General features: G+C 68.1%; 11 protein-coding genes, 1 pseudogene and 2 riboswitches. Of the genes and pseudogenes, 2 read left to right on the forward strand and 10 right to left on the reverse strand.

Translation table 11 applies throughout. The annotated features are described in order from the left end of the window. Nucleotides 1-3 precede the first annotated feature (3 nt). The 9 genes from AC3WON_RS19050 to AC3WON_RS19090 all read right to left on the reverse strand — a co-directional run bounded on the left by AC3WON_RS19050 (nt 4) and on the right by AC3WON_RS19090 (nt 9,607). Nucleotides 4-507: a glycine zipper domain-containing protein gene (locus AC3WON_RS19050; protein ID WP_492320110.1), complete on the reverse strand. Its 504-nt coding sequence runs from the start codon at nt 505-507 to the stop codon at nt 4-6. A gap of 135 nt (nt 508-642) precedes the next feature. Beyond that, complete coding sequence (locus tag AC3WON_RS19055) at nt 643-1,506, reverse strand: alpha/beta hydrolase (RefSeq protein WP_492352490.1); 864 nt, start codon at nt 1,504-1,506, stop codon at nt 643-645. A gap of 10 nt (nt 1,507-1,516) precedes the next feature. Next, on the reverse strand, nt 1,517-1,990 hold the full coding sequence (locus AC3WON_RS19060; RefSeq protein ID WP_492320108.1) for an OsmC family protein: 474 nt from the start codon (nt 1,988-1,990) through the stop codon (nt 1,517-1,519). 27 nt (nt 1,991-2,017) lie between these two features. After that, on the reverse strand, nt 2,018-2,755 hold the full coding sequence (locus tag AC3WON_RS19065; protein WP_316151865.1) for an MBL fold metallo-hydrolase: 738 nt from the start codon (nt 2,753-2,755) through the stop codon (nt 2,018-2,020). A 64-nt stretch (nt 2,756-2,819) separates the two neighbouring features. Further along, complete coding sequence (locus AC3WON_RS19070; RefSeq protein WP_492320107.1) at nt 2,820-4,196, reverse strand: L-serine ammonia-lyase; 1,377 nt, start codon at nt 4,194-4,196, stop codon at nt 2,820-2,822. A 144-nt stretch (nt 4,197-4,340) separates the two neighbouring features. Next, nucleotides 4,341-7,271, reverse strand: coding sequence for an aminomethyl-transferring glycine dehydrogenase (gcvP, locus tag AC3WON_RS19075; protein WP_492320106.1), 2,931 nt, complete (start codon nt 7,269-7,271; stop codon nt 4,341-4,343). 100 nt (nt 7,272-7,371) lie between these two features. Further along, complete coding sequence (gene gcvH, locus AC3WON_RS19080; protein ID WP_010812169.1) at nt 7,372-7,752, reverse strand: glycine cleavage system protein GcvH; 381 nt, start codon at nt 7,750-7,752, stop codon at nt 7,372-7,374. A gap of 89 nt (nt 7,753-7,841) precedes the next feature. After that, nucleotides 7,842-8,969 (reverse strand): glycine cleavage system aminomethyltransferase GcvT, encoded by a 1,128-nt coding sequence (gene gcvT, locus AC3WON_RS19085; RefSeq protein ID WP_492352491.1) that lies wholly within the window; start codon nt 8,967-8,969, stop codon nt 7,842-7,844. Between the two features lie 98 nt (nt 8,970-9,067). After that, nucleotides 9,068-9,193: riboswitch (glycine riboswitch) on the reverse strand. Between the two features lie 21 nt (nt 9,194-9,214). Then, nucleotides 9,215-9,302, reverse strand: a riboswitch (glycine riboswitch). A 77-nt stretch (nt 9,303-9,379) separates the two neighbouring features. After that, nucleotides 9,380-9,607, reverse strand: a complete 228-nt coding sequence (locus AC3WON_RS19090) for a YMGG-like glycine zipper-containing protein (RefSeq protein ID WP_010812167.1) — start codon at nt 9,605-9,607, stop codon at nt 9,380-9,382. Nucleotides 9,608-9,889: 282 nt separating this feature from the next. Here AC3WON_RS19090 and AC3WON_RS19095 point away from each other — a divergent pair, with 282 nt between their 5' ends. Together AC3WON_RS19095 and AC3WON_RS19100 are read left to right on the forward strand one after the other, a co-directional pair. Further along, nucleotides 9,890-11,986 (forward strand): UvrD-helicase domain-containing protein, encoded by a 2,097-nt coding sequence (locus AC3WON_RS19095; RefSeq protein ID WP_492320104.1) that lies wholly within the window; start codon nt 9,890-9,892, stop codon nt 11,984-11,986. 80 nt (nt 11,987-12,066) lie between these two features. After that, nucleotides 12,067-12,237 (forward strand): annotated as a pseudogene (locus AC3WON_RS19100) (ATP-binding protein); the annotation flags it as partial. Here the strand turns inward: AC3WON_RS19100 and AC3WON_RS19105 are convergent. Continuing rightward, complete coding sequence (locus AC3WON_RS19105; protein ID WP_492352492.1) at nt 12,223-13,359, reverse strand: ABC transporter substrate-binding protein; 1,137 nt, start codon at nt 13,357-13,359, stop codon at nt 12,223-12,225. The pseudogene AC3WON_RS19100 and the gene AC3WON_RS19105 overlap by 15 nt on opposite strands. Nucleotides 13,360-13,401 lie beyond the last annotated feature (42 nt).

Below are 13,401 nucleotides of genomic sequence, written 5' to 3' on the forward strand. Positions count from 1 at the left end.
GTCTTATTTGACGCTGTAGCCGCGCCCCTGCATGCAGGCGCCCCAGGCCTGGTAGTACGAGCCCATCGCCTGGCTGGTATTGGCCGCCGCCTGCTGGTTGGCCGCGTTCGCCTGGCGGCGCGACTGCCGGTGCGCCACGCCGCCCCCCACCGTACCCGCTGCAGCGCCGACCGCCGCACCCTTGCCGGCATCGCCTGCCATCGCGCCCACCACGGCACCGGCCGCGGCGCCGCCCGCGGCACCCCGCACGCGCTGGCCGCTCTGCGCCTGGGCCGGCGGCGGGGCGTTGGCGGCCTGTGCCGGATCCACGCCGGTCTGCTGCTTGGCCCAGCTGTAGCACGCGCCGTCGTCGCTGGCCTGCTGTTGCTGGCTCTGGCCCTTGGCCGGATAGGCCATGGGCTTGTTCTGCGCCATGGCCTGGGCAGGGATCAGCGCCGGGGTCAGCGCGATCGCCGCGGCCAATACGCCGAGGCCACGGTACAGCTTGCGATGCTGGCATTGCTTCATGATGATGTTCCCCCACGGATGTCGGCTACGCAACGCTGGACGCACCGACCGGTGCGCAAGTGGCGAGCCGTTCTGTGAAGGCCAGTATTTGCGGCACGCAGGGGTAAGTCAAATCAGCGTTTTGACGGCCCGATGTTATTTGTTTGTAGTCGGTGGCGGGGACAGCAGGAACGCGACCGCTTCCTGCCACCAGGCCGCATCGACATGCCCGGCCCAGTCGTTATGCCCGGCGCCGCCGATCACCGCGAGCCGCCGCGGTTCGCCCAGCGACGCATAGAGCGCCCGGCCGAAGCGTGCCGGCACGATGGTGTCGCGTTCGGCGACCGCGACCATCACCGGGCGGCCGAAGCCTTCCAGGTTGGCCGCACTTTCGTAGCGGTCGCGCAGCACCCAGCCGGCCGGCAGCCAGGGATAGTGATGCGAGGCAATATGCGCAAGCTTGTCCCACGGCGTGATCAGCAGCACGCCGGCGACGCTCTCGCGCTGGCGCGCCGCGGCCGCTGCGGCCACGCCCGCTCCCAGCGACTCGCCGACCAGCAGCAGCGGGCCGCCGAACTGGCGCCGGGCCAGCGCAATCGATTGTTCCGCGTCTGCCACGAAGCTGCGCTCGCCGAGTGCGCCGGTGCGCGGGCCGTAGGCCGGGTACTCGGCCAGGATCACGCGAATGCCCAGCTTCGTCAGCGCGCTGGCGTAGTAGCCGCGATGCCCGGCGTGCCCGGCATTGCCGTGAAAGACCATGGCGGTGGCGCGCGCCGGTCCGGCCGGTTCGGCGACAAGGCCGCGAAAGTCCTGCGGCCCCGGCCAGGCGCGCAACCCGGGCGAGACCATGTCGTCGACCGAGGCCTTGTCGGGGAAGTAGAGGAAGTGATCCTGCATCATGCTGATTCCGGCAAGCAGGACCAGTCCCGCACCGAGCCAGCGCAGCACCCTGCGGCGAACCGATTCAGTCCGCGGCGGCACCAGCTGCGCTGGCGCCGGTGCCGGGACGATGGCAGGCATGGCAACGCGCTCAGGCGCCGGCGAACACCGGTTCGCAGCGCACCTCGGTCCTGACCGAGTTGGCGATAAAGCAGGCGCCATGCGCGGCGTGGTGCAGGGCATCGAGTTCTTCGCGCGTGGGCTCGCGCTCGCCGCCAAACGTCACCTGAGGGCGTAGCGTCACCACGGTCATCGCCATCTGCCCGTCCGCGTTCCTTGCCATCACACCAGTGGCCGCATCCAGGTAGCGGTCGACGACAAAGCGTTGCTTCGCCGCCAGCGACAGGAACCACAGCATGTGGCAGCTGGACAGCGAGGCGATGAACATCTCCTCGGGATCGACCGCGCTCGCATCCGACATCGGCAGCGGCACCACATGGGGCGACGACGATCCCGGAATTTCTGCGCCGCCGTCAAAGCGCAGCACATGCCTGCGGCTGTAGCGGTTGCCGGCGAAATCCTGCCCGTCGCGTTGCCACAGGACTTCAGCGGTGTATGTGGACATGCAAAGACTCCTAACGTTAGGAAAACCTCAGGCGCCGTGCGGCACGCTTTCACCGTCGCGCAGGCCCAGGCGCTGGTTGGCCGGCACGGCGACATCGATCAGCTTCGGGCGCGGCAGGTTCAGGTTGCGCATCATCTCGATGAACTCTTCGCGCGTGCGACCGGCGACGCGGCTGTTGTGGGCGCGCTCCTGGCCGATGGTGGACGAGGTGCGGCCCTTGTAGTCGTGGGCCGGATAGACCTGCGTGTCGTCGGGCAGCGCAAACAGCTTCCTGGTCAGGCTGTCGTAGAGCGTGCCGGCGTCGCCCGACTGGAAGTCGGTGCGGCCGCAGCCGTCGATCAGCAGGGCATCGCCGGTGAAGACGCGGCGCACGATGCCGTCGGGCGTGGGCTCTTCCCACAGGTAGCTCATGCTGCCGGCGGTGTGCCCGGGCGTATGGATGGCGCGCAGCACCTGCTTGCCGAAGGCGACAGTGTCGCCGTCGATCAGCTGCTTCTGCGCGGGCTTGATATCGCAGCCGGACGGCGCCGCAGTGTGCGCGCCGGTCTGCAGCGCAAGGTGGCCGGCCGAGGTGATGTGGTCGGCATGGGCATGGGTCTCGATGACCCACGCCAGCCGCGCGCCGGTTGACTTCAGCAGCGCCAGGTCGCGTTCCAGCTGGTGGTCGACCGGGTCGATCAGCAGCGCGTCCCCGGTGGCGGCGTCGATCAGCAGGTAGGTGAAGGTGGACGAGGTTTCGTCGAACAGCTGGTGGAAGGTCTGCATGGCTGCCCTCTTGTTTTTCGTTCGGGGAACGCCGCCATGATACGCCGCGCTGCGCGCGCGGACATTAGCATTCCACGATATTCACCGCCAGCCCGCCGCGCGCCGTCTCCTTGTACTTGGTCTTCATGTCGGCACCGGTCTCGCGCATGGTCTTGATCACCGAATCGAGCGATACGTAGTGCGTGCCGTCGCCGCGCAAGGCCATGCGCGCCGCGTTGACCGCCTTGACCGAGGCCATTGCGTTGCGCTCGATACACGGGATCTGCACCAGTCCGCCAACCGGGTCGCAGGTCAGCCCGAGGTTGTGCTCCATGCCGATCTCGGCCGCGTTCTCGACCTGCGCCGGGCTGCCGCCCTGCACCGCCGCGAGCGCGCCGGCGGCCATCGAGCAGGCCACGCCGACTTCGCCCTGGCAACCGACCTCGGCGCCGGAAATCGACGCATTGAGCTTGTACAGCAGCCCGATCGCGCCCGCGGTCAGCAGGAAGTCGACCACGCCTTGCTTGCTGGCACCCGGCACGAAGCGGTCGTAGTAGTGCAGCACCGCCGGGATAATGCCCGCGGCGCCGTTGGTCGGCGCGGTGACCACGCGCCCGCCGGCGGCATTCTCTTCATTGACGGCAATGGCGTACAGGTTGACCCAGTCCATCACCGAGAGCGGGTCCGACAGCGTGCGCTCGGCGCGCTCGGTCAGGCTGCGGAACAGTTCCGGCGCACGGCGCTTGACCCTGAACGGCCCCGGCAGCTCGCCGTCGGTGCGGCAGCCGCGCGCCACGCACGCCTGCATCACATCCCAGATATGCAGCAGGCCGCTGGTGACTTCCGCCTCGCTGCGCCAGGTCAGCTCGTTTTCCATCATCAGCCGCGCAATGCTCTTGCCGCTGGCGGTGGCCATCTCCAGCATGTCCTTGCCGCTGCGGAACGGGTGCGGAAGTTGCTGCGCGGCATTGAGCACCTGCGTATTGGGTGCGCCCGCGGTCACGACGAAGCCGCCGCCGACCGACAGGTAGCGCGCCTCGCGCAGCGATGCGCCGCTGGCGTCGAAGGCATGGAACTTCATGCCGTTGGGATGCTCGGCCATCGCTTCGCGCCGGTAGAAGGCGATGTGCTCCTTCTCGACAAAGGGCACGACATGCTGGCCCAGCAGCGACAGCTCGCGGCCCGCGCGCAGCGCGGCCAGGCGCGTGTCGATCGAATCGGGATCGATGGTGTCGGGGGCTTCCCCCATCAGGCCGAGGATCACGCCCTTGTCGGTGCCGTGGCCCTTGCCGGTGGCGCCCAGCGAGCCATAGAGCTCGGCACGCACACTCGCCACCTGCGGCAGCAGGCCGTCGCGCTCAAGCCCCTGCGCGAACATCAGCGCAGCGCGCATCGGGCCTACGGTATGCGAGCTCGACGGGCCGATGCCCACCTTGAACAGATCAAAGACGCTGACTGCCACGGAATGTCTCCAGCAATGGGATGGCCCTGAAGAGGCTCTTCTTGGTCGGTTGGCGTGGCTGCGGCGGGCACCGCGACACCGCGATGCCCGTCATCTCGAGCATAGTTCGTTGGCGAGCCGCCGCGGCTGCGGCGGCGCTACGCCTCAGTCCACCACGTAGTCGCTGACCGGCACGCAGGCGCAGAACAGGTTGCGGTCACCATACACGTTGTCGGCACGGCCGACCGGCGGCCAGTACTTCTGCGTGCGCAGCGATGCCACCGGGTACGCGGCTTCCTCGCGCGTGTACTTGTGGGTCCACTCGTCGGCGGTCACCACCGCGGCCGTGTGCGGCGCGTGCTTGAGCGGGTTGTCGTCGCGGTCGAAGGTGCCGTCGGCGACGCGGCCGATTTCCTGGCGGATCGCGATCATCGCGTCGATAAAGCGGTCCAGCTCGTGCAGCGCCTCGCTCTCGGTCGGCTCGATCATCAGCGTGCCCGGCACCGGGAAGCTCATGGTCGGGGCGTGGAAGCCGTAGTCCATCAGGCGCTTGGCCACGTCTTCATTGCTGATGCCGGTGTCCTTCTGCAGCGGGCGCAGGTCCAGGATGCACTCGTGCGCAACCAGGTCGTGCTGGCCGGTGTACAGCACCGGGTAGTACGGCGCCAGGCGCTTGGCGACATAGTTGGCGGCCAGGATCGCATTCTCGGTGGCGGCGGTCAGGCCGGCCGAACCCATCATCGCGATATACATCCACGAGATCGGCAGGATGCTGGCCGAGCCGAACGGCGCCGCCGAAACGCCGCCGATGCCGCGGTCGTCGCGGCGATAGCCGACGCTGTCCTGGTTGGGCAGGAAGTCAGCCAGGTGCGCGCCGACCGCGACCGGGCCCACGCCCGGGCCGCCGCCGCCGTGCGGGATGCAGAAGGTCTTGTGCAGGTTCAGGTGCGACACGTCGCCGCCGAACTGGCCCGGCGCGGCGGTGCCGACCATCGCGTTCATGTTGGCGCCGTCCACGTACACCTGGCCGCCGTGCTGGTGCACGATCTCGCAGATCTGCTGCACGCCCTGCTCGAACACGCCGTGCGTGGACGGGTAGGTGATCATGATCGCCGCCAGGTTCTTGCTGTGCTGCTCGGCCTTCTTCGCCAGGTCTTGCAGGTCGACGTTGCCGTCCTCGTCGCAGGCCACCACCACCACCTTCATGCCGGCCATCTGCGCCGAAGCCGGGTTGGTGCCGTGTGCGGACGACGGGATCAGGCAGATGTCGCGATGGCTTTCGCCGCGGCTGGCGTGGTAGGCATGGATGATCAGCAGGCCCGCGTACTCGCCCTGCGAGCCGGCGTTGGGCTGCAGGCTGACCGCGGCGTAGCCGGTGGCGGCGCACAGCATGGCCTCGAGCTGGTCGATCATCTCGCGGTAGCCCACGGTCTGGTCCAGCGGCGCGAACGGGTGGATCTGGCTGAATTCGGGCCAGGTCACCGGGATCATCTCGCTGGTGGCGTTCAGCTTCATCGTGCACGAGCCCAGCGGGATCATGGTGCGGTCCAGCGCCAGGTCCTTGTCGGCCAGCATGCGCAGGTAGCGCAGCATCTCGTGTTCGGCGTGGTGCGTGTTGAACACCGGGTGGGTCAGGTATTCGCTGGTGCGTGCCAGTTCCGCCGGGAACGCGTCCTGCACGACAGCTTCGAGCTTGTCGAAGTCCACTTCCGCGGGCAGCGGCTTGCCTTGCGTGAAGACTTCCCACAGCGCGACCACGTCGGCACGGGTGGCAGTCTCGTCCAGCGAGATGCCGACGCGCGTGGCGCTGATATGGCGCAGGTTGATGCCGCGCGCGGTGGCCGCGGCATGGATGGCATCGGTGTTGAAGCCGGTTTCCAGCGTCAGCGTATCGAAGAAGCTGGCGTTGGTGCGCGCGAAGCCGAGCTTTTCCAGGCCGGCGGCCAGCGTCGCGGTCAGGCGATGCACGCGCTGCGCGATGCGCTTCAGGCCCTGCGGGCCATGGTAGACCGCATACATCGACGCCATCACGGCCAGCAGCACCTGCGCGGTACAGATATTCGAGGTGGCCTTCTCGCGGCGGATATGCTGCTCGCGCGTCTGCAGGGCCAGGCGGTAGGCCTTGTTGCCCTGCGCATCGATGGTCACGCCCACCAGCCGGCCCGGCATCGAGCGCTTGAACGCGTCCTTCACCGCCATATAGCCGGCGTGCGGGCCGCCGAAGCCCAGCGGCACGCCGAAGCGCTGCGAGTTGCCCACGGCCACATCGGCGCCCCATTCGCCCGGCGCGGCGATCAGCGTCAGCGCCAGCAGGTCGGCGGCAGCCACCACCAGGCCGCCGGCGGCGTGCACGGCGTCGGCGATGGCGCGGTAGTCGTTGACGTCGCCGTTCACGCCCGGGTACTGCAGCAGCACGCCGAAGGCGTTGGCCGCGGCGGCATCGGCGGCGGGGCCGACCTTGACCTCGATGCCCATCGGCAGCGCGCGCGTACGTACCACTTCCAGCGTCTGCGGCAGCACGTCGTCGGCCACGTAGAAGGTGTTCGAATCGTGCTTGTTCACGCGCTGCAGCAGCGTCATGGCTTCGGCCGCGGCAGTGCCTTCATCCAGCATCGACGCATTGGCGATATCCAGCCCGGTCAGGTCGGTGACCATCTGCTGGAAGTTCAGCATCGCCTCCAGGCGGCCCTGCGAGATCTCCGGCTGGTAGGGCGTGTAGGCGGTGTACCAGGCCGGGTTCTCGAAGATATTGCGCAGGATGACGCCGGGCGTGACGGTGTTGTAGTAGCCCTGGCCGATAAAGCTCTTCAGCACCCTGTTCTTGCCAGCCAGCCCGCGCAGCCTTGACAGCGCGGCTTCCTCGCTCAGCGGCTCGGTGAACTCGCCCATCGGCATGCCGTCGCGGCGGCGGATGGCGGCGGGGATGACGGCGTCGATCAGCGCGGCGCGGCTGTCATAGCCCAGCACCTTCAGCATGTGTTGCTGTTCGGGGGTATCGGGGCCGATATGGCGGGCGGCGAAGGCGTCGCGCGCCTCCAGTTCGGCCAGCGTGGGCCGGTTCACTTGGGCGGCGTTCATGGGAAGCGGGGCGTTCATTGGCAAGAACCTCGTGAGGTGCGCGCCGGCCGGTGGTCAGCCGGGACGGCGCGCGTCAGTCTGCAGTGGCCGGTCCAACCATGGACCGGCGCGGCCGGCGTCAGGCGCCGACGCTGGCCTTGTAGGCGTCGGCCGACATCAGGCCGTTGACGTCGTCGCCGTTGGCCGGCTTGAGCTTGAACAGCCACGCGTCGAAGGCGTCGGCGTTGACGCTCTCCGGGGCAGCCGTGGCGGCCTCGTTGACGGCGATCACTTCGCCGGCCACGGGGGCGTAGATGTCGGAAGCGGCCTTTACCGATTCCACCACTGCCAGCGCATCGCCGGCACCGACCGACTTGCCCACTTCGGGCAGTTCCAGGAAGACGATGTCGCCCAGCGCGTCCTGCGCGTGGTCGGTGATGCCGATGGTGAGCGTGCCGTCGGCTTCGACGCGTACCCACTCATGCGACTCGGTGTACTTGAGGTCAGCGGGGAAATTCATGAAGGTTCTCCGGATACAGATTTGTTTCTTGTTGGGTGATGCCTGCCCGGCGAAGCTGCCGGCAGGCGAGGGCGACCGTTGGGTGAGCCTCAGCTCACGAGTGCCTTGCCATTACGCACAAACGGCAGTTTAACCACAGTCGCGTTGAGTTTGCGGTCGCGGATCTCCACCTGCACGGTATCGCCCACGGCGACATCCTTGGGCAGGCGGGCAAAGGCGATGGACTGGGACAGCGACGGGCTGAAGGTGCCGCTGGTGATTTCACCGTCACCGGCCGGCGTGATCACTTTCTGGTGGGCGCGCAGGACGCCGCCCTTGTCACGCAGGATCAGGCCGAGGAATTGCTGGCGCGAACCGGCCGCGGCCAGTGCCGCCTTGCCGGTGAAGTCACGCTCGCTCTGCAGGTCCACCGTCCAGGCCAAGCCCGCATCCAGCGGCGAGGTGTTGATATCCATATCCTGGCCGTACAGGTTCATGCCGGCTTCCAGGCGCAGCGTGTCGCGCGCGCCCAGGCCTGCGGGGCGCACGCCGGCGGCGTTCAGCTTTTCCCAGACGGCGGCGACGTTCTCGGCCGGCACCACCAGTTCGAAGCCGTCTTCGCCCGTGTAGCCGGTGCGCGCCACCATGATCTCGCCGATGGCCGGGTCCTGGACCACGGCGGCGTTGAAGGGCTTGAGCGTGTCCGAAGGCTGGGTCGAGGGGAAGGTGCTCCACACCCTGGCGCGGGCGTTGGGCCCCTGCACGGCGACGATGGCCAGAGGCTGCGCGCCTGCAGGCGCAACATCGTCGCGGCGCGGCGTGATGGTCACATCGCTGCCGGTGGCGGCATTGCGCGCGCGGATCCATTCGATGTCGCCCAGCGCGGTGCTGGCGTTGACGACCAGGCGGAAGCGGTCCTCGGCAAAGAAGTAGACGATCAGGTCGTCGATCACGCCGCCTTTCTCATCCAGCATGCAGGAGTAGAGCGCCTTGCCCGGGGTCTGCAGCTTGTCGACATTGTTGGCCAGCAGGCCGCGCAGGAAGCTGCGGGTATTGGCGCCGGCGAGGTCGACCACGCACATGTGCGACACGTCGAACATGCCGGCGTCGGTGCGCACGGCATTGTGTTCTTCGATCTGGGAGCCGTAGTTGACCGGCATGTCCCAGCCGCCGAAATCAACCATGCGGGCGCCGAGGGCGCGGTGGATGGCGTTGAGGGGCGTGGCCTGGAGCGTCATGGAATCCTCTGGGGCAGTCTCGGTTGGCGAAAACAAAAAAGGGCCATCCGCCGCAACGCTCGCCGCGCCTGAATGTGGCGTGGCAATCCGCTGCGGCGGATGACCCCTCTGTCCTCGATACCTGAGAGATTACAAGGCGGATCCTGCCGGACCCCTTCCTCGTGCGCCCCTTCGGTGGGCACGCTCGCCACGAATGGCGGGTGCCGCTCTCCAGAGTTCGGCATGCATTGTGTGCATATTGCATGCCGATCCGATCGGTCCGTGGTGCCTGAGAGTTTTCGGGTGATACCCCTTCGGCGGCGCAGGCGATGCGCGCTCTCCCGGTCGGATGCGCGCAATGTACGGGAGGCCCCGGCCTTTGTCAAACCGGCCAGGGGAGCCTGCCGTACCTGTCGCTGCGGTGGTCTGGCTTACTTCTTCTTGTCGTCGGTGACAACGTTACCGATCACGCCGCCCACGGCCGCGCCACCCAGCGTACCCAGCGCGCTACCGTCGGTGAGGATGGCGCCGCCCACGGCGCCCGCGCCCGCGCCAATGGCGGTATTACGCTGCTTCGGGGTCATATCCGCGCAACCGGCAAAGGCCGCGACGGTCACGCCGATCAGGGTCACCTTGGTCAAAGTCTGCAGGGTTTTCATTATTGGCTCCGATGTGATGATTCAAGCATGTCAACCCCGCCGCGCAGGCCAGGGGACATACTAGTTAGAGCGTTTGGTTGCGCGATTGGCTCCGGCCTTTACGAAGTGTTACGCCGGTGACACAACCGGCCGTGTCAACGCGGTTTGCGCTGACTGACCTGCCGCGGCCAGCGTGTTAACATCGGCAGCTTTGCTGCCATGCCCGTTTTTTGGGTGCTGGCGTGTCCCGCCTGGCCTGCCGCTGTTCCTGCCGATTTCCCTGCCTCCAACCGCATCCCACGCATGACCCATGGCCTGAACTCCGCCCAATCCGAAGCCGTCCGCTACCTGGACGGCCCTTGCCTGGTGCTGGCCGGGGCGGGCTCCGGCAAGACCCGGGTGATCACGCAGAAGATCGCGCATCTGATCGAGGACAAGGGCTTCGAGCCGCGCCATATCGCCGCCGTCACCTTTACCAACAAGGCCGCCAAGGAGATGCAGGAGCGCATCGGCAAGCTGATGGAGGGCAAGACCACACGCGAGGGCAAGCGCATTCCGCTCAAACAGCTGACGGTCTGTACCTTCCACTCGCTCGGGGTGCAGATCCTGCGCATGGAGGCCGAGCACGTGGGCCTGAAGCCGCAGTTTTCGATCATGGATTCGGACGACTGCTTCGGCCTGATCCAGGAGCAGCTGGGCACCACCGACAAGAAGCTGATCCGCGGCGTGCAGGGCACGATCTCGCTATGGAAGAACGGCATGGTCGATCCGGAGGCAGCGATCGCGCAGGCCGCCAATGCCGACGAGCACCAGGCCGCGCTGGTCTACCGCAACTACGTGGCCACGCTGCACGCCTACCAGGCGGTGGATTTCGACGACCTGATCCGCCTGCCCGCCGAGCTGTTCGCGCGCAATGAAACGGTGCAACTCAAGTGGCAGAACCGCCTGCGCTACTTCCTGGTCGACGAATACCAGGACACCAACGCCTGCCAGTACCAGTTGCTGAAGCTGCTGGCAGGCGGCTCGCACCTGCGCGCGCCGGCCTTCACCGCGGTCGGCGACGACGACCAGGCCATCTATGGCTGGCGCGGCGCCACGCTGGACAACCTGCGCGGGTTGCAGACCGACTTCCCGGACCTGAAGGTGATCAAGCTGGAGCAGAACTACCGCTCCACGGTGCGCATCCTGGAAGCCGCCAACGCGGTCATCGCCAACAACCCCAAGCTGTTCGACAAGAAGCTGTGGAGCGAGCACGGCATGGGCGACCCCATCGCCATCCACCCGATGAACGACGAGGAGCACGAGGCCGAGTCGGTGGTGTTCCGCCTGTCCGCGCACAAGTTCGAGCGCCGCGCGCAGTTCCGCGACTACGCCATTCTGTATCGCGGCAACCACCAGGCGCGGCTGTTTGAGCAGATCCTGCGGCGCGAACGGATTCCCTATGTGCTGTCGGGCGGCCAGAGCTTCTTCGACAAGGCCGAGATCAAGGACATCTGCGCCTATCTGCGCCTGATTGCCAACCCCGACGACGATCCCGCCTTTATCCGCGCCATCACCACGCCGCGCCGCGGCGTGGGCAACACCACGCTGGAAGCGCTGGGCACCTTTGCCGGACAGGCCAAGGTGTCGCTGTTCGAGGCCGCGATGATGGGCGGCATCGAAGGCAAGCTGCAGCCGCGCCAGCTGGAGCCGCTGCGCGTGTTCTGCGAATCGATGGTACGGCTGGCCGACCGCGCGGCCAAGGATCCCGCCACCGTGGTGCTGGACGACCTGATGGAAGGGATCCACTACGAGGCCTACCTGTACGACAGCTTCGACGAACGGCAGGCGCAGTCGCGCTGGACCAATACGCTGGAATTCCTCGACTGGCTCAAGCGCAAGGGCACCAAGCCCGAAGGCGCCGAGGGCGAGGAAGCCACCGGCTTCGACAATGCCGACGGCCTCGGCAGCGAAGGCAAGAACCTGCTGGAGCTGACCCAGACCGTGGCGCTGATGAGCATGCTGGAAGGCCGCGAGGAAGATCCCGACGCGGTGCGGCTGTCCACGCTGCATGCGTCCAAGGGGCTGGAGTATCCGCACGTGTTCCTGGTCGGCGTGGAGGAGGGCATCCTGCCGCACTGCCGCGAAGACGAGGACATGAGCGACGAGAAGATCGAGGAAGAGCGGCGATTGATGTATGTCGGCATCACCCGCGCCCAGCGCAGCCTGCATGTCAGCTGGTGCAAGAAGCGCAAGCGCGCGCGAGAGACCTACTCGTGCCAGCCTTCGCGCTTTATCGGCGAGATGAAGCTGGAGGAGGCGCCTGCGCCGGTGGATGAAACCCCGGCGATGAGCCCCAAGGACCGGCTCGGCGCGCTCAAGGCACTGCTGGGAAACGGCGGCAAGACAGCCCCGGGCTGAACGGGCGCTACAGTCCCGATACAAAGGCCTACCAGGCTGACAAGACGCGGGGTGCAGGCATGCCTAGTATGGCGGCTGTGCTGCTCGCGCCGTTCGACCGCGTCGAATCCTCGCGCAGCCGCGCCACCGGCGGGGTCGGCATGGGGTTGTCGATCGCGGTCGACATTGCCGCGCGCTATGGCGGCGAGCTGACCCTGAGCAACCGCCCCGAAGGCGGCCTGCGCGCGCGCCTGTCCCTACCGCGCGGCTGACGCCGCCAGCGTGACGTACTGCGAGCCGCGCTGCCCGTGCGTGAAGTCGAGCGGGAAATCGCCCACGTCCACGCGCCCCTGCAGTGCCCGCCGCATCTCGGCCGCGCCGCTGCCGCGCAGGCCGGCCAGCGCGCGCGCCAGCCATGCCGCGCCGATATAGCCAGCCAGCGTGGCCGGCGACGGCGGCTCATCCAGGTATTGCTTCATGCGCGCCACGTGTTCCTTCACCACCCGCAGCGTTGCCTGTTGCGGCCCGGGCGCGACCTGGGTCAGCACCATGCCGCCGTTGTAGCCAGCGCCCAGGATCTCGCGCGCGGCGGTGGCGCTGACCGACGACAGCCCGACCAGGAAACCGTACCAGCCCTGCACCGCCAGCGCGCGGCCCAGCCCGGCGTAGGCAAGGGTATCGCCCGCCACGATCACCGCGCCCGGGCGGGTGGCGGCGATGCGCCGGGCGGCGGCCTCGGGATTGGCGTCGAGCGGCACCGCGCGCGTCCCGGTCTGCGCCTCCAGCCGGGCCAGCGACGGGGCGGCGAAGTCCGGCGCCAGGGCCAGCGCGATGCTGGTCAGGCCGTAGCTGCGCAGCTGGCGTACCGCCGCGTCCAGTTCGGCCTGGTAGTCGGCACGGGTGAACCAGACGTTGTCGGCCGCCAGCGCAAGCCCCGACAGCGGCGCCACGATCTGCACGCCGCGCCGGCCCAGCTCGGCCGATGCCGCCAGCGCCGGCAACAGCCGGTCGCCCGGGCCGAACAGCAGCTCGGCGCGTTCGGTATCGGCCAGCGACACCGCCTGCGCCAGCGCGCGGCGCGGGTCGGGATCGGCGTCACGGACCACGTGCGCGATGCGCACCGGGCCGTTGCCGGCGTTGACAGCATCGAACATGACCTTGGCCCCGGCCAGGTAGTCGCGCGCAAGGTCGGCTTGCGCGCCGCCGCGGTCGAGCAGGTGGCCGACCACGACCGTGCGGCGCGCCTGCGCCTGCGACAGCGCTGGCCAGGCGGGCAGGGCCAGGGCCGCGCCGGCGGCGGCAAGCAGGCGGCGCCGGTGCCGGGCCGGTGCTGCTAGGTGGCTGCGCAGCGGTGGGTACGGCGGATGCGTTGATGTCTGGTCGGGAGTTGGCATTGCAGGGGCAGGTGACGCGCGGGCCGGCGGTGGCGCGCAGCG

It is taken from the genome of Cupriavidus sp. FW305-46, from assembly GCF_058787075.1.